The 21833-nt window shown below is 33.0% G+C and carries 20 protein-coding genes and 1 other RNA gene; 17 read left to right on the top strand and 4 right to left on the bottom strand.

What is annotated here, in order from left to right:
• Positions 1-7: 7 nt before the first annotated feature.
• The 5 genes from ACEE93_RS04260 to ACEE93_RS04240 all read left to right on the top strand — a co-directional run bounded on the left by ACEE93_RS04260 (position 8) and on the right by ACEE93_RS04240 (position 5883).
• Positions 8-2701, top strand: a complete 2694-nt coding sequence (locus tag ACEE93_RS04260; protein ID WP_449155951.1) for a helicase C-terminal domain-containing protein — start codon at positions 8-10, stop codon at positions 2699-2701.
• A gap of 81 nt (positions 2702-2782) precedes the next feature.
• Positions 2783-4075 (top strand): asparagine--tRNA ligase, encoded by a 1293-nt coding sequence (gene asnS / locus ACEE93_RS04255; RefSeq protein WP_449155952.1) that lies wholly within the window; start codon positions 2783-2785, stop codon positions 4073-4075.
• A gap of 129 nt (positions 4076-4204) precedes the next feature.
• Positions 4205-4897, top strand: coding sequence for a DnaD domain-containing protein (locus tag ACEE93_RS04250; RefSeq protein ID WP_449155953.1), 693 nt, complete (start codon positions 4205-4207; stop codon positions 4895-4897).
• On the top strand, positions 4887-5567 hold the full coding sequence (gene nth / locus ACEE93_RS04245) for an endonuclease III (protein WP_449156411.1): 681 nt from the start codon (positions 4887-4889) through the stop codon (positions 5565-5567). Before ACEE93_RS04250 ends, nth begins: the two co-directional genes overlap by 11 nt.
• Entirely contained in the window at positions 5557-5883 is a 327-nt protein-coding gene (locus ACEE93_RS04240) for a YpoC family protein (protein WP_449155955.1), read from the top strand. The genes nth and ACEE93_RS04240 overlap by 11 nt, the downstream gene beginning before the upstream one ends.
• 45 nt (positions 5884-5928) lie before the next feature.
• On the opposite strand, the gene ACEE93_RS04235 is transcribed toward ACEE93_RS04240, so the two are convergent.
• The gene (locus ACEE93_RS04235; protein WP_449155956.1) at positions 5929-8142 is read right to left on the bottom strand and encodes a transglycosylase domain-containing protein; all 2214 of its coding nucleotides are present in this window, start codon (positions 8140-8142) and stop codon (positions 5929-5931) included.
• Positions 8139-8774, bottom strand: a complete 636-nt coding sequence (gene recU, locus ACEE93_RS04230) for a Holliday junction resolvase RecU (RefSeq protein WP_449155957.1) — start codon at positions 8772-8774, stop codon at positions 8139-8141. Before recU ends, ACEE93_RS04235 begins: the two co-directional genes overlap by 4 nt.
• Before the next feature lie 290 nt (positions 8775-9064).
• Here recU and ACEE93_RS04225 point away from each other — a divergent pair, with 290 nt between their 5' ends.
• The 8 genes from ACEE93_RS04225 to ACEE93_RS04190 all read left to right on the top strand — a co-directional run bounded on the left by ACEE93_RS04225 (position 9065) and on the right by ACEE93_RS04190 (position 17430).
• A complete protein-coding gene (locus tag ACEE93_RS04225) occupies positions 9065-9382 on the top strand; it encodes a DUF1798 family protein (protein WP_449155958.1) in 318 nt (105 codons plus the stop codon).
• Between the two features lie 12 nt (positions 9383-9394).
• Positions 9395-9952 (top strand): DUF1273 domain-containing protein, encoded by a 558-nt coding sequence (locus ACEE93_RS04220; protein ID WP_449155959.1) that lies wholly within the window; start codon positions 9395-9397, stop codon positions 9950-9952.
• Positions 9953-9971: 19 nt separating this feature from the next.
• Complete coding sequence (gene gpsB / locus ACEE93_RS04215) at positions 9972-10310, top strand: cell division regulator GpsB (protein WP_449155960.1); 339 nt, start codon at positions 9972-9974, stop codon at positions 10308-10310.
• 42 nt (positions 10311-10352) lie between these two features.
• Positions 10353-10736: RNase P RNA component class B (gene rnpB, locus ACEE93_RS04210), an RNA gene on the top strand.
• 107 nt (positions 10737-10843) lie between these two features.
• Positions 10844-11965 (top strand): THUMP domain-containing class I SAM-dependent RNA methyltransferase, encoded by a 1122-nt coding sequence (locus ACEE93_RS04205; RefSeq protein ID WP_449155961.1) that lies wholly within the window; start codon positions 10844-10846, stop codon positions 11963-11965.
• Between the two features lie 36 nt (positions 11966-12001).
• Complete coding sequence (rarD, locus tag ACEE93_RS04200) at positions 12002-12904, top strand: EamA family transporter RarD (RefSeq protein ID WP_449155962.1); 903 nt, start codon at positions 12002-12004, stop codon at positions 12902-12904.
• Positions 12905-13076: 172 nt separating this feature from the next.
• Positions 13077-16544 carry a dynamin family protein gene (locus tag ACEE93_RS04195; protein ID WP_449155963.1) on the top strand — a complete coding sequence of 1156 codons (3468 nt, stop codon included), beginning with the start codon at positions 13077-13079 and terminating at the stop codon, positions 16542-16544.
• On the top strand, positions 16537-17430 hold the full coding sequence (locus ACEE93_RS04190; protein WP_449155964.1) for a 5'-3' exonuclease: 894 nt from the start codon (positions 16537-16539) through the stop codon (positions 17428-17430). Before ACEE93_RS04195 ends, ACEE93_RS04190 begins: the two co-directional genes overlap by 8 nt.
• A 93-nt stretch (positions 17431-17523) precedes the next feature.
• Here the strand turns inward: ACEE93_RS04190 and ACEE93_RS04185 are convergent, their stop codons facing one another.
• Entirely contained in the window at positions 17524-17922 is a 399-nt protein-coding gene (locus tag ACEE93_RS04185) for a ribonuclease HI family protein (protein ID WP_449155965.1), read from the bottom strand.
• A 36-nt stretch (positions 17923-17958) separates the two neighbouring features.
• Positions 17959-18666 (bottom strand): queuosine precursor transporter, encoded by a 708-nt coding sequence (locus tag ACEE93_RS04180; RefSeq protein ID WP_449155966.1) that lies wholly within the window; start codon positions 18664-18666, stop codon positions 17959-17961.
• 282 nt (positions 18667-18948) lie between these two features.
• On the opposite strand from ACEE93_RS04180, the gene ACEE93_RS04175 reads away from it, so the two are divergent.
• From ACEE93_RS04175 to ACEE93_RS04160, 4 genes are all read left to right on the top strand, one after another.
• Positions 18949-19134 carry a zinc-finger domain-containing protein gene (locus ACEE93_RS04175; RefSeq protein WP_449155967.1) on the top strand — a complete coding sequence of 62 codons (186 nt, stop codon included), beginning with the start codon at positions 18949-18951 and terminating at the stop codon, positions 19132-19134.
• A gap of 29 nt (positions 19135-19163) precedes the next feature.
• Positions 19164-20279, top strand: coding sequence for a virulence factor (locus ACEE93_RS04170; protein ID WP_449155968.1), 1116 nt, complete (start codon positions 19164-19166; stop codon positions 20277-20279).
• Positions 20280-20294: 15 nt separating this feature from the next.
• Positions 20295-20729, top strand: a complete 435-nt coding sequence (gene brxA, locus ACEE93_RS04165) for a bacilliredoxin BrxA (RefSeq protein ID WP_449155969.1) — start codon at positions 20295-20297, stop codon at positions 20727-20729.
• Positions 20730-20869: 140 nt separating this feature from the next.
• Positions 20870-21823 (top strand): thymidylate synthase, encoded by a 954-nt coding sequence (locus tag ACEE93_RS04160; protein WP_449155970.1) that lies wholly within the window; start codon positions 20870-20872, stop codon positions 21821-21823.
• The last annotated feature ends 10 nt before the right edge of the window (positions 21824-21833 follow it).

The following is a 21833-nucleotide window of genomic DNA, read 5'->3' as shown; positions in this document are numbered from 1 at the left end:
GCTTATCGTGTATCCTAATTTAAAACTAGCTGTTGTCGATCTTGAAACAACTGGTAACCAAATAAAACAGGATGACATCATCCAAATTGGTATTACATTTATTCGAAATAATGCCATTGAAGATACGTATCATTCAATGATTAAAACTGATCTTGAAATACCAACATTTATTCAGGCCTTAACATCTATTGAAACATCTATGTTAACAGAAGCACCTTATTTTAAAGATATTGCTCAATCTCTGTACCAAAAACTAAAAGACTGCGTTTTTGTGGCACATAATGTTAATTTCGACCTTTCATTTTTACAACAAGCATTCAAACAATGTGGCATTGAGTTTAAGCCAAAACGAATTTTAGATACTCTAGAAATATTTAAAATTGCGTTTCCAACCGAAAAAAGTTACCAGTTAAGTGAAATCGCTACATCTTTAAGTATTCCTTTAGCTCAGGCCCATCGTGCTGATGAAGATGCTTATACGACTGCATTAATTTTAATTAAAGCCTTTGAAACGTTACAACAATTACCATATGAAACTAAAAAACAATTGTATTACTTAAGTAAAACTTTAAAATATCAACTGGATGATTATTTTTTTGAACTCGTACGCAATCATGAACCAAATGACAATCATCAATACCTTAAACATTCAAATCAAATTTATTATAAGGCTCAAAATGACTTACCGAATGAGACGATTCAATTTGAAGGAAGTATCAAAGATCTGTATTCAACCATAATTGAGCACATTCAATATCAACATAGAGACACACAACTTTATCTTGCAGAAACCATTTTTTCACAGTTAATGAATAATCAAAAATCACTGATTGAAGCAGAAACAGGGAGTGGCAAATCGTTAGCTTATATCGTTGCTGCATTAATGTACCATATTGAAACTGGGGAACATGTAATGATTTCAACAAATACAAAAATACTCCAGTATCAATTATTAAATCATGATATCCCATTAATCAATAAAGCAATGGACTTTAGTATTAATTCTGCATTAATCAAAAGTAAACGTGATTATATTTCTCTTGGTTTAGTCAGTGATATTTTACAAGATGAGATTCAAAATTATGATGTCAATATTCTTAAGATGCAATTATTGGTTTGGTTGCTTCAAACAAATACAGGCGATATTCAAGAGCTTAATTTACGCGGAGCTCAACAAATATATCTTGATCAAAAGCGTCAAACGTATGTCCCATCACGCCATGATAAACATTATTATGATTATATTAAGTCGAATGCTAGTAAGATTCAAATAGGGGTAACGAATCATGCGCATTTATTATATGCGTCGTCGGACAACTCTATTTATCAATTATTCAATCACTGTATTATTGACGAGGCTCATCGCTTACCTGATTATGCACTTGATTGTTCTGTGTCTGAATTAAGTTACGACGATGTAAAATATCATCTTGGTTTAATTGGTAAAACAGAAGAAGAAAAGTTGTTAAAGCAATTGGATCAATTAGAACAACAACGTATTTTGCATAATTTAGATATACCACCTATTGATATTTTTACAATAAAGCAAGATATTTTAGATATTCATCAATATACTAAAGATTTCTTTGATTTACTTTATGATTTGATAGAGGCGGGGGATGTTTATGATGATGAAACGTCCAAAAATTATTATGTATATCACATCGATGAAAATATGATTTTACCATCGTTACATCGCTATATACATCAACTGAATCAAATGATTAGTCACTTTCAAAATATGCAACATAAAGTTGTCAAGACAGTTAGAAAACATTTACTGCATATCCTTCATCAATTACAGCGAGTGGAGACCGCACTAAAACATCATCAAATATTTTATCTTGTCTTGAAAAATCTCGAACATAAGTCAACACTTAAATTGCATATTAAAGAAACGACCGTAAAATCAATTTTAACAGAACAATTATTAAATCAATTCGAATCAATGACCATGATTTCTGGAACTTTAACATTTAATCAAAAGTTCTCAACCTTTTTAAATTGGTTTGAAAATAAACATGAACTGAATACTTATCAAGTCAATTCACCAACAACAGATTCAAATCAAGGACATTTATTTATTCCTGAAGATATTGAAAAATATAATCATCAAAATTATGATCAATATGTTGAAAAAATAGTGGAATATATCGGTCGTTATGTGAGTACAGTAGAAGGTAAATGCTTAGTATTATTTACCAGTTATACTATGCTTTATACAGTGCTAGAATATTTAAATCAGATGGTAGAATTAGAAGATTATGTCATTCTATCGCAACAACCTAACCAAAATTATAAAATCATCCAACAATTTAACCATTTTGATAAAGCTATTTTATTAGGCACGATTTCCTTTTTTGAAGGATTCGATTATCAATCTCATGGCATCAAATGTGTGATGATTACAAAATTGCCTTTTATGAGTCAGCATGCCAATAAAGTAATGTTACTGAAGGATGAGTTTGATAACATATTTAAAGATTATGTATTACCTGATGCGGTGACACGTTTTAGACAAGGTTTAGGGCGACTTATTAGAAATGAAGATGATAAAGGGGTTGTCGTATCTTTTGATAATCGACTCATTCATAGTCATTATAAACGTGCTTTTTTAGATACGCTAAATCATTTTGACATGACTCAAGGTAATATTGATCATTTTGAAAAATTATTAAATCAACTTAATGATAGCGATTAAATATAATAAGTATTAAGCGCTAGATGTCAATTAAGAGTTTTGTTAAAATAACATATGTATTAATTGAATAGGAGATTTGTTATGAAAACTACAATTAAAAATGCAAAAGATTATATCGGCCAAGAGGTGACAATCGGCGCTTGGCTTGCGAATAAACGTTCAAGTGGTAAGATTGCCTTTTTACAACTAAGAGATGGTACAGGTTTCATGCAAGGGGTAGTGGTTAAATCAGAAGTTGACGAAGAAACATTTGATTTAGCTAAATCCATTACACAAGAGTCTTCATTATATGTAACAGGTGAAATTACTGAAGACCAACGTTCAGATTTAGGTTACGAAATGCAAATCAAATCTATCGAAGTCATTCATGAGTCTCATGATTATCCAATCACACCTAAAAATCATGGTACCGAATTCTTAATGGACCACAGACATTTATGGTTACGTTCTAGAAAACAACATGCTGTTATGAAAATTCGAAATGAAATTATTCGTGCAACATACGAATTTTTTAATGAACATGGTTTCACAAAGATTGATCCACCTATTTTAACAGCTAGTGCACCAGAAGGTACAAGTGAATTATTCCATACTCAATATTTTGATCAAGATGCCTTCTTATCACAAAGTGGTCAATTATATATGGAAGCTGCTGCAATGGCATATGGTAAAGTATTCTCATTTGGTCCAACGTTCAGAGCTGAAAAATCAAAAACACGTCGTCATTTAATTGAGTTCTGGATGATCGAACCTGAAATGGCATTTACAACACATGAGGAAAGTTTACAAATTCAAGAATCTTTTGTCACATATATCGTTCAAGAAGTACTCAAAAATTGTAAGCTTGAACTTAAACGTCTTGAGCGTGACACTTCAAAACTTGAAAAATTACAAACACCATTCCCTCGTATTACGTATGATGATGCGATTGAATTTTTACACAAAGAAGGTTTTGATGATATTGAATGGGGCGATGATTTTGGTGCACCACATGAAACGGCTATCGCTAATCATTATGACTTACCAGTATTCATTGTGAATTACCCAACTAACATTAAACCATTCTATATGCAACCTAACCCTGATAATAATGATACAGTATTATGTGCAGACCTTATTGCGCCTGAAGGTTATGGGGAAATTATTGGTGGTTCAGAACGTATTAACGACTTAGAACTATTAGAACAACGTATTGATGAACATCACTTAGACCCAGAAAGTTATCAATACTATTTAGATTTACGTAAATACGGTAGTGTACCTCATAGTGGTTTTGGATTAGGCTTAGAAAGAACAGTTGCATGGATTGCTGGAGTAGAACATGTGCGTGAAACATCACCATTCCCTCGTTTACTTAACCGTTTATATCCATAAACCAAACTTGATTTAATGTTAAATACAATTAAATCTGTAGAAGAGACCAAGTCAGTGTGTTTTACAACAACTTGGTCTTTTTTTATAGAGTATATATTTTCTATCATTCCAGAAAGGGAGTGAATGTCGTTGAACATACGAGAACTTAAGCAACGTCCTGTAGTATTACAATATGATTTGTTCGAACACTATGATCAACTTGGTTTAAATGAAGCTGATTTAATTATAATGATTAAGCTAATCTACTGTTATGAAACGACGAGCGAACAACCCTCTATACCAACACTTCAGAAAGGGACATCATTAAGTGAAGCTGAAATTACACAAATGATCCAAAAGTTTATTCAATTAGGTTTACTCTCAATGAAAGTAAATAAAAACGAATCCGGAAAATTTACAGAGTATATTAATTTAGATGGATTTTATGAACAACTCGTTAGCGTTTTAAACAATATTGATCAACAAAATCAAAAATTAGACGAAAAAGAACATTTTAAACAAATATTTAGTAAGATCGAGCAAACATTTGGAAGAGCTTTATCTCCTTTAGAAATCGAACATTTAAATCAGTGGATTGATGTCGATGGGTATTCTCTCGATATCATAGAAGCTGCGATTGATGAAGCTTTAGCACATGAAAAATACTCTTTAAAATATATCGACCGTATTTTATTAAATTGGAAGAAAAACAATGTGACCGAAGTGGAAGATACAAAACCTATTCGCGCGCAATTTAAAAAATCATCACCACAAGAGACGCAATCAATTGATCATTTTCCAAAATTTAATTGGTTGAAAGGAGAGGATCCTTTTGATAAGTAAACGTAAAGCATTAGAAATGATTGACGTCATCGACTCAATGTTTCCTGATGCAGAATGTGAATTAAAACATGATAATCCATTTGAATTAACGATAGCTGTACTACTATCTGCTCAATGTACTGATAATACGGTCAATAAAGTAACGAAAGACTTATTTCAAAAGTATAAAACACCTGAGGATTACTTAGCTGTCGATATCACTGAATTAGAAAACGATATTCGCTCAATTGGTTTATATCGAAATAAAGCTAAAAATATAAAAAAATTATGCCGTTCCTTATTAGAAAAATCCGATGGAACTGTCCCTCAAACGCATAAAGCATTAGAAAGTTTAGCAGGCGTAGGGCGAAAAACGGCAAATGTCGTCATGAGTGTCGCATTTGGTGAACCGTCACTAGCTGTGGATACACATGTTGAACGAGTTTCGAAACGACTGGGTATTTGCAGATGGAAAGATAGCGTCATTGAAGTAGAAAATCGTTTAACGTCAATTATTCCTAAAGAAAGATGGACAAAAAGTCATCATCAACTTATTTTCTTTGGTCGCTATCATTGTACTGCACGTAAACCAAAATGTGATGTTTGTCCTTTATTTCAAGATTGTAGAGAGGGTCAAAAAAGATATCGTCAGTCTTTACGTGTTACGGAGGAAAAAGCAAATGGAAAATAACATAGAGCGATTTAAAGAACTTGAAGAGATTTTAGATGTGTTTGCTAATCAACGTAAAATAGGGCAAGACGTATCATTTGAATACCTTGATCAGTATTATGATCAATTGCTAACCTATTTAAAAAATGTAAACAATTTAACATCGGAAGACACATTAGACATTAATGACCTTAAATTAAAGCCATTTAATTTAGAAGAACGCCTACAATATATAAAAGACAAAAAACACCATTATATGGGTTATCAACAAATGAAAACATTAAAAGCTGAACTTATTAAAATGAATGCAGCTTATCAAGCACGTTATAAGTCATAAATAAAGAACCTCGATGCTCTTATAGCATCGAGGTTCTTTTTGGTACTAACGATTGAATAAGTTACTAAAGAATCCATTACTTTGTTGATTATTATCGGATTGATTATTATTAGAACCGTTAGCATTATTGTCATTTGAGTTATTACCGTTTGAATCATCATCGTTGTTGCTACCTGAATTACTACCGTTGCTAGATTCAGTAAAGTTGCTTGTTGTATTATTATCAGGTGCTTGTGAAACATAAAGACTCTTATCACTACCGCCAACTGAATCAGGGCGTGTAAAGTCAGAACCATCACCAGCGTTGATATCAGTCATTACATCTTTAAATAAGTACTGTGGTAATTTTTGTTCTGAGCTTCCAACGAATGAGTTTTCACCGTATTCTTTAACTTGGCTAAAGCCCATCCATACTGACATTGTGTATTTAGGGGAGTAACCAGCAATCCATACGTCTTTCGCTGCAGAGTCAGGTAAACTATATTGTTGATATGTTTCAGCACCATACGTACCTGTACCTGTTTTGGCTGCTACGTTTGCACCTGAGACATCATTACCATACGCAGAACCATAGGCATCAAATGTACCTTCTAAAATCTTCGTAATCATGTATGCAGTATAATCATTCATCGCTTTACGACTAGTGTGTTCAAATTCCACTGTATTGCCATTTTGCTCAACAACTTTTCTAATAGAGTGAGCATTGTTGTAAGTTCCTCCATTAGCAAATGATGCATAGGCTGATGCTAATTGTGTAGGTGAGAATTCAGATGATGAACCACCTAATACTTCTGAAGGACCAATATCAGTGTTTTCGTAATCTAGACCAACTTTTGCTGCAAAATCTGTTGGTGCATTATTGCCTGCTTGTTCTTTAACTTGTTGCCAAGTTTTTAAAGCTGGAATGTTAAAACTTTGTCGTAAGGCATCATAAATTGTTACTGTACCATGACTTTCTTGGTCATAGTTTCGGAAAACTGCGCCATCAATTGAATATGATTCTTCGTCTTGAATAGAATGGTTAGTTGCCCATTGTAAATTATCAATAGCTGGACCATAAGCTAAGAATGGTTTTAAAGTTGATCCGGTAGGGTGGGCATCTGTAGCCTGGTTACGTTCAACGACGTCTTTATAATTACGGCCACCTGAAATCGCTGCTAAGCCACCAGATTCACTATCAACAATTGTTGAACCAACAAGTTGATCATCATTCTTATAATAGCTACCATTGTCTATTCTATTTTGAAGTGTATCTTGAGCATCTTTATCCATGTTTGTATAGATTTTGATACCACTATTTAATACGTCAGCTAAGTTTTTGTTTTCAAATTCTGGGTTGTTCATTAATTCTTGTTTAACAAAGTTGACATATGAATCATATTGCGCTGTGCTGTCATCAGGTTTTACTTCTCGTTCGTCAGCAGTACGATCTACTAAGTTTGTCGTAATCGGCGTATCTTGTGCTTCTTTCATTTCAGCATCTGTAATCCGATTATGATAATTCATTAAGTAAAGCACTGTATCTTTACGTTTTTCAGCTTCTTCAGGATGATCATACACATTATAAGTATTCGGTACTTGAGGTAATCCGGCTAAATAGGCTGATTCAGCTAAATTTAAATCTTTAAGATCTTTATCGAAGTAGTATTTAGCAGCTGCCTTAACACCATAAACACCATCTGAGTAGTAGATTTTGTTTAAATACATCTCAAATATTTCATCTTTAGAATACTCTTGTTCTAATCGATATGATAAATAAGCTTCTTGCGCTTTACGTTCAATTGATTTTTGGTCAGTTAAGAACGTACGCTTAACAACTTGTTGTGTTAACGTAGAGGCACCTTGAGAGCCAAAGCCACCTGTTACGTTTTTCAGTACAGCTCCGAATAAACGTTTATAGTCTAAAGCACCATGGTCGTAAAAGCGATTATCTTCTGTAGCTAATACGGCATCTTTCATTGTATCAGGTACTTCATCTAAGTTAACGTGTTCTCGTCTGGCACCATTATCTAGCATCTTCACGAGCTGATCATCTTTGTCATAAATTTTGGCTGGACTTGGATCTTGTAATTTAGACTCATTAAATGCTGGCGCTTTCCATGCGTAATAAGCAAATAACAAAATACCGAGTAGGGCCAAAATAACAAAAGCTAAAACAATAAAACTTATGACTTTAATGATCGTGCGCTTTATGTTGCGTTTTTTCTTTTGTTTAGGCTTCTTCTTTGCAGAATTCGAAGTCCCTTTCTTTTCCGTCATACGCGGTCCTCACTTTCATCTAATATCAACTTATCAACTGCCTTTAGATAGTCTAATCTTGGTTGATACTGATAAGGAATATAGTAACTATTTTCTCGAATTTCTTCAACTGATATCGATTTTTTTTGGTCGTCATTATACCGTTTCCAAAATTTTGTGAAGTGTTTAAAAGGTAATAAATAGACTTCATCAAGCGAAACAAAACGTAACATCAAAAAAACACAACCACCTTGTTGCGCAACTTGTTCCATGTGTTCCACTTGATGTTCATGTATGTTTTGAAGAGGAAAAGACGTTTTATTCTTAGTTTCTTTCGCTTCAAAATCAACATAAACTCCTTTATAAACACCGTTATAATCAGTTGTAGAAGGCGTTCTAAAATAGGCTTCCTTTATCACAGCTTTACTACGTTTAGGATAATCGACCTGTACAATTTGAACAGGCGTAGGTTTTTTGTGTATGACTGCACGCGCATTTCGTCTATAAAAACGATTAGCATGCTCAATATCTTTTTCTAAAGACATACCACGGCCACCGTATTTTATTTTAGACGAAAAAGGGGAGTTTCTCCTTCCGCCTTGAGTCTGATTCGTCTGATTCATTTTATAAGGTTTGCCATTTGGATAGTTCATATTTACACCTACGTTTTGATTTAATCCTTTAGCATTTGGCAGTCGGGCATCACCATGTTATGGATAAAGTTAAAACACCATTAGTCCATTTCCCAAAACAATAGTGGTTTAACCTTCTACCAAATTAGCACATTTATGAATGGTATTGTTTAAAATCTTCCATAAACTGCTATAATTGTAACATACATACAACTTAACTGTTACCCTAAATCGTAAAGGTTAACATTGACTAAAATCTAAAAAAATTTGAATAACGATATTTATATTAGAAATAGAAACAGGGATACATTATGGACAAAATGATTCATTTATTATTAGAAGATTTAACAAAGATAAAACATCGCTACCAACAAGCGAGGGAAGGCAAAGTTTTTAATTTTGAAGAGGATATACAACCATTTATTGACACGATTGATAAACATCTAGACCTTTTAAAACAACATCGAACATCAATCTTGAAGCAACCCTACGAAACAGCTACTAAATTCTCACAACTTATTTCACTTATAGAAGAAATTTCAGTGTCGTGCCACTATGCTAAAACAAGTAAAAAGATCTTTGTTGAGCAGTCAAAAACAGTATACAATCATCTCAATGATTTACTTTAGGAAGGATTTAAAATGATTCATTCACTTTATATTACAGGGTACAAATCATACGAACTCAACATTTTTAACGAAAATATACCAGAAGTAGACTATTTAAAACGGTTTATCACTCAAAAAATAGAAAGTTACATCGATGAAGGTTTAGAATGGGTGATTATACAAGGACAGCTAGGCATTGAACTGTGGGCTGCCGAGTGTGTGATTGAATTAAAATCAACTTATCCAGACTTAAAATTAGCAATTATTTCTCCATTTTTAAATCATACTTCAAAATGGAATGAACAAAATCAACTAAAATATCAACAAATCACTCAACAAGCTGATTACTGTAATAGTGTTTTTCAAACGTCCTATGAAGGGCCATTTCAATTCAAAGAAACAGATCGTTTTATATTAAATAATACGGATATGACGGTTTTAATTTATGATGAGGAACAACCAGCAAGTCCGAAATTCTTCAAACAGCTGTTAGTTGATTTTGTCGAAAAAACAAATTATACTTGTGATATTGTGACGTTTGACGAAATTACAAGCTTTATCAATGATTTACAGTGGTCAGAAGAAATCTAAATCAAATGAGGTGGAACACATGTCAGATGTTTCTTTAAAGTTATCAGCAAAAGATATTTATGAAAAAGATTTTGAAAAAACAATGTTTAGAGGTTTCCGTCCTGAAGAAGTTGATGCTTTTTTAGACGATATTATTGCCGATTACCAAAAAATGGCTGATTTAAATAATGAAGTAGTCAAATTATCAGAAGAAAACAACAAACTTAGAAAAGAAATTGAAGATTTGAGAATTAGAGTTGCTGCAGGTAGACCACAAGATTCTAAGTCTTTCTCTAATCAAAATTCAAATCAATCCAATAACAACGTGGATATTTTAAAACGTATTTCTAATTTAGAAAAAGCTGTATTTGGCAAATAAACATTGCTTTTATAATGTAAAATGATATAATTTTTTAGGTGATATTTTGGGTAATCGCTATAGATAATATAGAGGAAAGTCCATGCTCACACAATCTGAGATGATTGTAGTGATCGTGCTTGATGAAACCATAAGTCAAGGCAATATTGATATATTGACGGCAATGAATATACCTAAGTCTTTTGATAGGGTATTAGTAATTATAAAGTGCCACAGTGACGTAGCTTTATTAGAAATAATAAAGGTGGAACGCGGTAAACCCCTCGAGTGAGCAATCCAAATGAGGTAGGAGCACTTGTCTGGTGGAATTCAACATACAGACGAGGAAAAGTATCATAATACTTTTTAGACAGATGATTACCACCGGAGTACCAGTGTAACTAGTGCACATTAAGAGTACAATGGAACAGAACATGGCTTATAGAAATATCACCACTAGTTAAGGCTGAGACACTTCGTCTCAGCCTTTCATATTAGGTAAATCACTTTTATTGAATAAATGATACATTAAATTTCAACGATGGAGGCTAAAAATGTACCAATTATTAGCAGTTTGTCCTATGGGAATCGAATCAATTGTTGCAAAAGAAATACAAGATTTAGGATATGAGACAAAAGTAGAAAATGGCAGAATTTATTTTGAAGGCGATGAAAAAGCGATTGCTTTAGCCAATTTGTGGTTAAGAACAGCTGATCGTGTCAAATTAGTTGTCGGTGAATTTAAAGCATTTAGTTTTGATGAGTTATTTGAAAAAGTGAAAGCTTTACCTTGGGAGTTATTTATACCTGCTAACGGCGCTTTTCCAGTTCAAGGACGTAGCTTAAAATCTAAATTACATAGCGTTCCCGATGTGCAATCTATTACTAAAAAAGCAATAGTAGAAAAGTTAAAGCAGGCACATCAAGTGAAAGGTTGGCTTGATGAAAGTGGTGAAACATATCCTATAGAAGTTAATATCCTCAAAGATAAGGCGCTTCTTACAATTGACACTTCTGGTTCAGGATTAAACAAAAGAGGCTATCGTCTTGCACAAGGGGAAGCACCTATTAAAGAAACACTCGCAGCAAGCCTTGTAAAATTAGCAAATTGGAAAGGTGATTCACCACTCATTGATCCATTTTGTGGTTCTGGTACGATCGCAATTGAAGCTTGTCTTATCGCTCAAAATATCGCACCAGGGTTTAATCGTTCTTTCGTATCAGAGAAATGGGAGTTTATGCCTGAAGGTTTATACGATCAATTGCGTGCAGAAGCAGATATGCAAGCTGATTATGATAAAGAGATTGAAATTTACGCATCAGACATTGATGCTGATATGGTTGAGATCGCTCAAAGAAATGCTGACGAAGTTGGCGTAGGCGATATCATTCAGTTTAGTGTTAAAGATGTAAACACATTAAGTATCGATACAGATTCGACAATCGGTTTAATCGGTAATCCTCCATATGGGGAACGTATAGGTCAGCGTGAAGAAGTTGAAGAAATGTATCGTTATTTAGGCACTCTACTAAAACAGAATCCAAATCTATCTATGTATATTATGACTAGTTATCCAGGCTTTGAACATCTCATTAATCGTCAAGCTACGAAACGTCGTAAATTATTTAATGGCTTTATTGAAACGACGTATTATCAATATTGGGCTAAACACTAAACCCATCATTATAAATAATTGCAAGGGGGAGATGAGGTGCAACAACATTCATTTAAAAAGGGGATTTTATATGCATTTATTGCATATATATTATGGGGAATTCTACCTATATACTGGGCACTTATTGAAGATATTGATGCCTTTGAAACGCTGATGTTTCGCATAATTTTATCTTTAGTGTTTATGGTCATCATTGTACCAGCATTAAATCAAACTCAAAATGTCATTAATGATATCAACGGCTTAATCCAAGAACCCATTAAACTACTTATTATTATAGCGGCCGGCTACATTATTACCATTAATTGGGGAACATTTATCTATGCGATCGAATCCGGTTACGTGCTTCAAACAAGTTTAGGATATTACATTAACCCACTTGTTAGTATATTACTTTCAATGATTTTCTTTAAAGAACGATTTAGCAAATTAGAATGGTTTGCGATTTTATGTGCTTTAATCGGCGTGCTTTACATGACTATTACAATTGGCGAATTTCCATTTATCGCCTTATTATTAGCTTTTTCTTTTGGGTTTTATGGATTATTAAAAAAATTAGTCCCATTAAATGCGATTAGTAGTATTACTATCGAAACAATTGTCACAGCACCGATCGCACTTATCTATTTGGTCTATGTTTATTTTAACCACGGACTGAGCATAGGATGGAACCTCTCGTCATTTTGGTTACTATTTTCTGGTGCTGTAACTGTCTTACCGCTTCTTGCATTTTCAGCGGGAGCTATTCGTATCCCATTATCGCTTATGGGCTTTATTCAATATGTAGGACCAACGTTAATCTTTATTTTAGGCATTCTAGTTTTCAAGGAGCCATTTAATTTAAATCAATTTATTACGTTTTGTTTTATTTGGTTTGGTATTTTGATGTATATTATCTCACAAATAATTAAAATCAAACGCCAGCCTAAGATGTTATAATTTAACTTTATTTAATTGTAGAAAGGAAATGGAGACTTTATTCAATATGTCAGTCTACGTTTCTTTCTGCTTTTAAATAAGGTTTTTTATTTATGCCTCACTTTATAGCCTTTTACGTTCTCTTTAAATATTATACAATGAAGAAATACAATACATATGAGGGGATATAATTATGCAAAATCATCAGGAGTTAGATTATTTATATAAATTAAAGAAAGAAGTAGAAAAGTCTCATCATTATTCGCTAGTTAATATGATCAATGAAATGATTAAAAAAGTATATCTTAACCAATTTACTTTAACGTTTATTGGGCATTTTTCTGCTGGTAAGTCTACAGTCATCAATCGTCTACTCGGAGAAGATATTTTACCAAGTTCGCCTGTACCAACAACAAGTAATACCGTACAAATTACTGTTGCTGAAGATGATCATATTACAGCAAATTTAGAAAACCAACAATACGCAATCTTATCAAATTATGACGATGTAAAACAAATGAATAAAGAAAATTATAATGTTGAATCCATTGATATTCATTTTAAAGCTGATCATTACAACCATGGTCTTACTTTTCAAGATACTCCAGGTGTAGACTCTAATGTTAAAAATCATAGTTTAAGTACTGAAATGTTTTTATATACGAGTAATTTTGTATTTTATACTGTTGACTACAATCACGTTCAATCATCACTCAACTTTAAATTTATGAGACGTCTGAATCAAGCTAATGTTCCTGTTGTGTTTATTATCAATCAAATCGATAAGCATAATGATGATGAAATCTCATTCGAGACTTTTCAAAATAGAGTTCAACAGTCTTTGAAAGAGTGGGACATTGAGGTAGAAGATATCTTTTATATCACTAAATATGATCATCCACATAACCAATATAACGCACTTCAAACTTTTATACATGATCAAGATCAACATCGTGAAACCGTTAGCGATTATGTATCACGCGTGTCTCAACTCATTAAAAATGAACAATCCAATTACTTAGAGAACGAGATGGACAGTATTTTAGAAACGTTAAATATTCAGGCTGACGAATTTGACGAGTCATATCAACGTCATCAACATAACCAAGAAGTCAATCAAGAATCTGAACTCATCAATGATCCAAACGCACTCAGCCAGTTTTTAAATCAAAAACGTAAAAAAATAATCAATAACGCTTATATTATGACGCACTCTATGCGCGAACATATTCGATATTATTTAGAAAGTATGACTAAAGATTTTAAAGTAGGCGGATTGTTCAACAAGAAAAAGAAAACAGAGTTAGAGCGCGACGAAAGACTCGCATCGCTCATGTCAGAGCTTCAAAATAGTGTCAATCAAGAAATCATTAACCCAATGCAAAATGATCTATCTTTTCTTACACGCTATATTAACGACGAAGAAACGAACCAACGTATCTTAAATCAACAGATGTCATTGCCATCTTCGCTTGTAACAGAGTTATATCAAACTCAAGTCAGTATTAGTAATCAATATGTGCTTACATTTTCAGAAGATTTAATGAAAAATATACGTCAATTTATTCTCAATGAATCTGAGCCGTTAGATCAAACAATAGTAGATAATGTGCATGCCGATTCAGAAAGTGGGGCATCAGACCAAGACACAACATTATATCAACGTTTTGAAATGCTTCAATCATTAAAAACATCTTTAGAGACTGAAAACTATCAACATTATTATATTCATATGGATGACTCACTGGATCGTTTAATCGATCGTCAGCAAATTGATTACCATCCGACAACACAAGGGGAAGCGCATGAAGTTGAACAACAACCAACTCAAACTAAGCAGCACTCAACAGCTATTACATCAACAGCTGAGATTGAAGCAGTATTAACAGCTCTGAAAAACATTCCATTGTTTCAAAACACCATTGATAACATTCATAATATGATGCAACGAATGCACCATCAAACCATTAAAATAGGTGTATTTGGTACCTTTAGTGCTGGTAAAAGTAGCTTGATAAATGCGTTATTAGGTGATCGTTATCTAACGAGCTCGCCTAATCCAACCACAGCAGCAACAACAGAATTGACATATGGTGATCAATCAAGTATCACATTTAAATCACCTGAGCAATTATTACAAGAAATCAATCATGTCACGCAAGTAGCGCAACAACAGTTCGATTCCATCGATGCTTTTTTAAATTTTGATACAGCGAAAATTAAAGAAAAAGTAGATAAAGATAAAATTGCATTTCTTGAAGCTGTAGAAAAGAATTATCAACTATATGCTGACTATATACAAAATGGCGTTCACCACACTATACCTGAGGAAGAGGTTCAAAAATGGAGCGCAGAAGATCAGTTTGCTACTTTTGTAAATACAGTACACCTTGAATTACCAATACCGTTTTTGAAAAATATTATACTAATTGATTCTTTAGGCTTACATTCAAATAACCAACGTCACACAAATGAGACCGAAAAAATACTCACAACATCCGATTTAATTATATACGTGAGTTATTTTAACCATGCATTTACCGATAACGATAAATTATTCATCGAACATATGAAAGATTTAAATCAACTTAAAGAAGCACAAACATTTAAAATGGTCGTAAATGCTATTGATTTAGCCGAGACAGCGGAAGATAAAGAGGCTGTCATGAATTATGTAAAAAATGAATTAGCAAATGTTCAATTAACACCTGAGATATATGGTGTTTCAAGTCGTAACGCACTACAAAGTAAAGACGAGGGTATCGACTCCTTAAAACAAAGTATTCAACATTTTAAAGATATTGAATCTAAAGAAGTCATCCAAAACAACATTAATCATCAACTTAACTATATTAAAGTATCGTATGAAACTATGATTAATGACTATAAACAAAATGCAGAAGCTTTAGCACAAAATAAACAGGCTTTAGAACGTTTTTCTGAAAAAGGGATATTAAATATACGCCAAATCATTCAATCGATATCACAAAAAGTCACTAATGAAATTGATGAACAAATACATTACTTTAATGAAAGATTAAATATACAGTTATTAGACGACATAAAATCTTATTTTAATAGTCAAATGACCCAAACTAAAGATTTTCAAAGTGAAAAACGGCACACATCACAACACTATTTAAATCAAATTCAACAAAAGTTATATCTTGAACAATCTCTTATTGTTGAACGCATCAAACATTTTTACCACAAACAAATAGAGTTTGAATTAATACCTGTTGTAAAACAGTTACAAGAACATCATATTATTGCACAATCTCAATTGAATTTACCTGTTAAAATGAATAACATTGATAATGATGCTTTCGATATTGAGGCTTTTATGAAGCGTCTTCCTAAGACCTTAACACAAAAACATATCATTCAACCTAAACATCAAAAAGTAATACATGAATCGATTAAAGAAACAACAATTGAACTGATTCAACCGCTTCTAGATAAATTCCAACAACAGTTGATGCAATTACGTGATAATCTCAATACGTCAGCAGAGGAACAACTTAATGCATTAGAAACAAATGTACAAAAAGAGATTTCTAACCATTTAGATTTTACATTAGATGATCAATTAATCGTACAATTAGAAGATGTATTACCTCAACTTCATCAAATTACCGAAGAGGAGATCCATAATGAATAATAAAATATTACTTGTTGATGGCATGGCTTTATTGTTTCGTCACTTTTATGCAACAAGTGTGAGTAAACAATTTATGAGAAATACAAATGGGACGCCTACCAATGGCACTCAAGGATTTCTGCGCCATATTATGAGTGCCATCGATCTCATTCAACCGAGTCATATTGCTGTGTGTTGGGACATGGGGGCAACCACTTTTAGAAATGAAATTGATACCAATTACAAGCAAAATCGAACTGCACCACCCGAAGAATTAATACCTCAATTTGATCAAGTTAAAAATGTATCAGAAGCACTTCATTTATTTAATATTGGTGTTCAAAATTATGAAGCTGATGATGTCATAGGGTCATTAGCAAAACATTTTGCTAAAGATTCAAATAATATGATTTACGTAATGACTGGAGATCGAGACTTACTCCAATGTGCAAGTCATAACGTAACGATCTATTTAATCAAAAAAGGATTTTCAGAGTATAACATTTATAATGAACAACGCTTTATTGAGGAATATGGCTTAGAACCTAGACAACTTGTAGATGTAAAGGCATTTATGGGCGATACGTCGGATGGCTATTATGGCGTAAAAGGAATAGGGGAACGAACAGCTATAAAATTATTGCAACAGTATGAAACAGTTGATGGCGTACTCCAACATTTAAATGAGCTCACGCCAAGCCAACAACGAAAAATTGATAATGACCTAGAATCATTAAAGCGATCACACCAACTTGCTATGATTGATTGTGATATTCCTTTAAACTATACAGACGTTCAATCAAATATGAGTTACACACATGATTTAAATCATGTCTTTAATGTTTGCGACGAATATGAATTAGGTGTTTCTAAACGATTCATTCAAAAACTTTATACTCAATTTTAAATACAATTAATAGCACAAAAAAGCAGAAGGGACTGACCGTACATCAGTCATCCCTTCTGCTTTTTCATTATCTTTATATCATTGAATACCACATTACTTTTCATTGGTTGCTTTATATAGAGTACTTTGTGCAAGATGATTAGCTTCTTTATTTTGCTTTCTAGGAACCCATTTTATAAAACATAAAGCAAATGTATCAGCTAATGCAAAATACTGCGATAAATAATGTTTAAACTTAGGATTTTTAACATATTCATTATTCACCGATGTTTCTATTAATTTTGAGTCTGTATGAATTAATGCGTTGTCGACATTTAATGTTTGCGCTTCTTTTAATGCTAGGATTAAAGCTTCCCATTCTGCACTATGGTTGTCCATTTCACCTAAAACACCCGTAAATGTAGCACGCTCATTTCCTTCAACAATAGCAATACCATACGTACTTACACCAGGATTGCCCTTTGAAGCTGCATCAAAAAATATTTTCGCCACACTATTCATTCCTTTCATTAAACTTCATTTATCCCATTATTCATGATCCTCTGTATGATTCAACTGATGTTTTCGATAGATCGACTTTGCCCAGTATCCAAAAGGTACATTTAATAATGTAGAAAGTAGTTTTAATAGGTAAGTCGTAATGAATATTTCTAAAATAACACTATTTGGTAACGGTCCGCCATAAAAAGCAATCAATACAAATAAAGCTGTATCGATAATTGAGCTTAGTGTAGTACTTCCATAGGCTCTTAAATAGAAAGTACGATCTGAACTAAACATTTTTCGAATCATGTTAAAAATAAAAACATCTACATGTTGACCGATAATGTACGCAATGATAGACGCTAATGCGATTCTAGGTACTAAGCCAAAAATAGACTGTAATGATTGCTGTGCTACGTCCGCTTCACTTGGTTCAAACATTAACGAAACTTGCATCACGATAATCATGACTATCGTTGAAAAGAAACCAATCCAAACAGCTTTCTTAGCTGTTTTTCGACCGTAAATATCGTTAAGTATATCAGTTGCTAAATAAATAGAAGCAAACATGACATTCCCTAATGTTGCTGAAATCATAAAAATATCAACTGTTTTAAGTACTTGAATATTTGCAATGATTGTACCTATTGCAACCCATGCAAATAGTCCTTCCTTACCAAAAAATCGAAACATCATTACCATTAGTACAAATGTAATGATAAAGGCAACGAGTCCTAATAGTTCATTATACATTTAAATTCCTCCTAAATTTTGATGACGCGGGTGTTTAGAAACCGCTTTGATAAAGAACTCAATTATCATAAAGCATAATGTTAAAATTTTCAATACCGTTATCACATTTCATCTTATAATACGATTCAACATCATTACTTTGAATTGCCGAATGCTAGTTCTAACCGATTGGCTCCTTAAAATGGTAATGAACCTATTGAGTTAAACACTTCATCGAAAATATAAATCATGTTAAGATGAATTATATTTGTATTGCGAAATAAACAATGGAAGGGTGAGGGCGTGTTAACAGACTCAAAAAAAGAGGCCATTGCTACAATCGATCAACTGATGAATCAATACTGTAAGCAATGTCTTATAAAAAATCATTTACGTAAAACTAAAAGTAAAACACAAGCTCATCATTTTTGTATTAGTGAATGCTCAATAGGCAAACAAATTCAACAAATAGGTAATGAATTACAATAATCAATACAACATTAAAAGGGGGATATTATATGGAGATTGTGAAAATAGAACCTACACCTAGTCCCAATACAATGAAAGTTGTATTATCAACAAAACGAGAAGGAACTTCATCTCAAACGTACACAGAGGTTTCAGATAATAATCCATCTTTTATCAACCAAATTTTAAATATTGAAGGTATCCAATCTATATTTCACGTCATGGATTTTATTTCAATAGATAAAAAATCAAAAGCCGATTGGGAAGAACTACTACCACAAATCAATCGTATTTTTGATCATGATACAGAAACTGAAACAACAGCGACTCAAGATAATCATTTTGGTGAAGTACATGTTGAAGTACTTGAATTCAAACATATCCCTTATCAAGTAAAATTAACAACACCTAATGAAGAATCACGTGAACAATTAGAGGATCGCTTTGTTGAAGCAATTACAAAAGCACAAAAACCAGAAGATAATATTATCTTCTTAAGAAAATGGGAAGATCTAGGTATTAGATATGGTGAATTAGAAGAGATTTTTGAAAACGTACGCGATGAAATTAATGCCCTATATCCAGACGAACGACTAGAAGCATTGATTCAACAAGCACAAGAAACACATGTCGAAGTACCACAAAAATCTTACCAACATGTTACGTTAGCGACTTATAAGGACACTGACAATTGGAAAGAACGATTAAGTATGTTAAAGCAATTTCCAACACCGACTGAAGAAGACTATCCATTGTTAGAATATGCTTTAAATGAAGAAAAAGTTCCAATTCGTCGTGAAGCCGTTGTGCTATTAGGTATGATTGAAAATAAAGAAACATTACCTTATCTTTATAAAGGGTTACATGATAAAAGTCCAGGTGTCAGACGAACTGCTGGAGACTGCTTAAGTGATTTAGGTTACAAAGAAGCGTTGCCAGAAATGGCAAAAGCCTTAGATGATCCACAAAAAATTGTTCGTTGGCGCGCTGCTATGTTTATCTTTGATGAAGGTGGACCAGAAGAACTTGAGGCACTTAAACAACATCAGAACGATAGTGCTTATGAAGTAAAATTACAAATTCAAATGGCAATTGAACGAATTGAAAACGGAGAAGAAGCGCTTGGTTCCGTATGGAAACAAATTGCTAATCGAAATCAATCATAAAGGAGACATTTTACAATGAATGCATATGACGCTTATATGAAAGAAATCGCATCACAAATGCGTAGTGAATTAACTAATAATGGTTTTGAAAGTTTAGAAACTGAAGAAGCTGTTACAAATTATATGGATCAAGTCAGTGATGAAGAGACAACTTTTGTTGTGATTAATTCTACTTGTGGTTGTGCTGCAGGATTAGCACGCCCAGCTGCTGTTGCTGTTGCAGAACAAAATGAAAAAAGACCTTCAAATAAAGTGACAGTGTTTGCTGGACAAGATAAACCTGCTACAGAAAAAATGCGTGAATTTATTCAACAAGTACCATCAAGTCCATCATTTGCTCTATTTAAAGGTAAGGATTTAGTTCATTTTATGCCTCGTGAACATATTGAAGGTCGCGATATTAACGATATTGCTATGGATTTAAAAGATGCTTTTGATACGCACTGTTAATGGTTAAAGGAAAACCATACATGACTTATGCGAGAAAACGAGATTTAGGAATTACCATCCCGTTTTCTCGCTTTTTGTTTTTGTTTTAAATTTTATGATAAATCAACTATGATATATACTAAGAGAAAGAGGTGATTGTCATGAACGTTTTCGACTCAACATATCATGACTTATGTGAAGATATTCTAAAAGTAGGTCATCAAAGAAATGATCGAACGAATACAGGAACGATATCAAAATTTGGACATCAAATGCGTTTCGATTTATCAAAAGGGTTTCCTTTACTTACTACCAAAAAGGTCTCCTTTAAACTGATTGCAACAGAATTAATTTGGTTTATCCGTGGCGATACAAATATTAAATACTTACTTGAATATAACAACAATATATGGAATGAATGGGCATTTGAACATTATATAAATAGCCCGGATTACAATGGCCCGGATATGACCGATTTTGGCCATCGAGCTCAGCAAGACCCAGAATTTAAAAAAATATATCAACAAGAAATGGATACTTTCAAATCTAAAATCTTAACTGATGAATCGTTTATGAAAAAATATGGCGACCTAGGTAATGTGTACGGCAAACAATGGCGAGATTGGATTGGTGCCAATGGAGAACATATTGATCAACTTAAAAATGTCATTGAGCAACTCAAGATTAATCCAAATTCAAGACGACATATCGTAAGTGCTTGGAACCCAGCTGAAATTGATTCGATGGCTTTACCACCTTGCCATACACTATTTCAATTTTATGTTGCAGATGGAAAATTAAGCTGTCAACTTTATCAACGCAGTGCTGATATCTTTTTAGGTGTCCCTTTTAATATTGCGAGTTACAGCTTATTAACGCATCTTGTTGCTAGGGAATGTGGTTATGAAGTTGGGGAATTCGTTCATACAATTGGCGACGCTCATATTTATAGTAATCATTTAAATGCGATAGAAACACAATTGAAACGTTCAAGTTTTAACCCACCAAATTTAATCATTCATTCAGATCGCTCAATTTTTGATATAGAATATGAAGATTTGGAAATTGTTAACTACCAATCCCATCCACCGATTAAAGCACCTATAGCAGTATAAATAAGGAGGA

The sequence above is a fragment of the Staphylococcus sp. 11262D007BW genome (assembly GCF_053547815.1).
This window is presented reverse-complemented; position numbering and strand designations above follow the sequence as displayed.

Excerpts from the sequence above, each read along its gene's own strand:
- ACEE93_RS04195 (WP_449155963.1), top strand. The coding sequence starts at position 13,077 with ATGCAAAATCATCAGGAGTTAGATTATTTATATAAATTAAAGAAAGAA.
- asnS (WP_449155952.1), top strand. The coding sequence starts at position 2,783 with ATGAAAACTACAATTAAAAATGCAAAAGATTATATCGGCCAAGAGGTG.
- ACEE93_RS04180 (WP_449155966.1), bottom strand. The coding sequence starts at position 18,666 with ATGTATAATGAACTATTAGGACTCGTTGCCTTTATCATTACATTTGTA.
- recU (WP_449155957.1), bottom strand. The coding sequence starts at position 8,774 with ATGAACTATCCAAATGGCAAACCTTATAAAATGAATCAGACGAATCAG.
- ACEE93_RS04190 (WP_449155964.1), top strand. The coding sequence starts at position 16,537 with ATGAATAATAAAATATTACTTGTTGATGGCATGGCTTTATTGTTTCGT.
- ACEE93_RS04170 (WP_449155968.1), top strand. The coding sequence starts at position 19,164 with ATGGAGATTGTGAAAATAGAACCTACACCTAGTCCCAATACAATGAAA.
- ACEE93_RS04160 (WP_449155970.1), top strand. The coding sequence starts at position 20,870 with ATGAACGTTTTCGACTCAACATATCATGACTTATGTGAAGATATTCTA.
- gpsB (WP_449155960.1), top strand. The coding sequence starts at position 9,972 with ATGTCAGATGTTTCTTTAAAGTTATCAGCAAAAGATATTTATGAAAAA.
- brxA (WP_449155969.1), top strand. The coding sequence starts at position 20,295 with ATGAATGCATATGACGCTTATATGAAAGAAATCGCATCACAAATGCGT.
- ACEE93_RS04205 (WP_449155961.1), top strand. The coding sequence starts at position 10,844 with ATGTACCAATTATTAGCAGTTTGTCCTATGGGAATCGAATCAATTGTT.
- ACEE93_RS04220 (WP_449155959.1), top strand. The coding sequence starts at position 9,395 with ATGATTCATTCACTTTATATTACAGGGTACAAATCATACGAACTCAAC.
- ACEE93_RS04240 (WP_449155955.1), top strand. The coding sequence starts at position 5,557 with ATGGAAAATAACATAGAGCGATTTAAAGAACTTGAAGAGATTTTAGAT.
- ACEE93_RS04235 (WP_449155956.1), bottom strand. The coding sequence starts at position 8,142 with ATGACGGAAAAGAAAGGGACTTCGAATTCTGCAAAGAAGAAGCCTAAA.
- ACEE93_RS04225 (WP_449155958.1), top strand. The coding sequence starts at position 9,065 with ATGGACAAAATGATTCATTTATTATTAGAAGATTTAACAAAGATAAAA.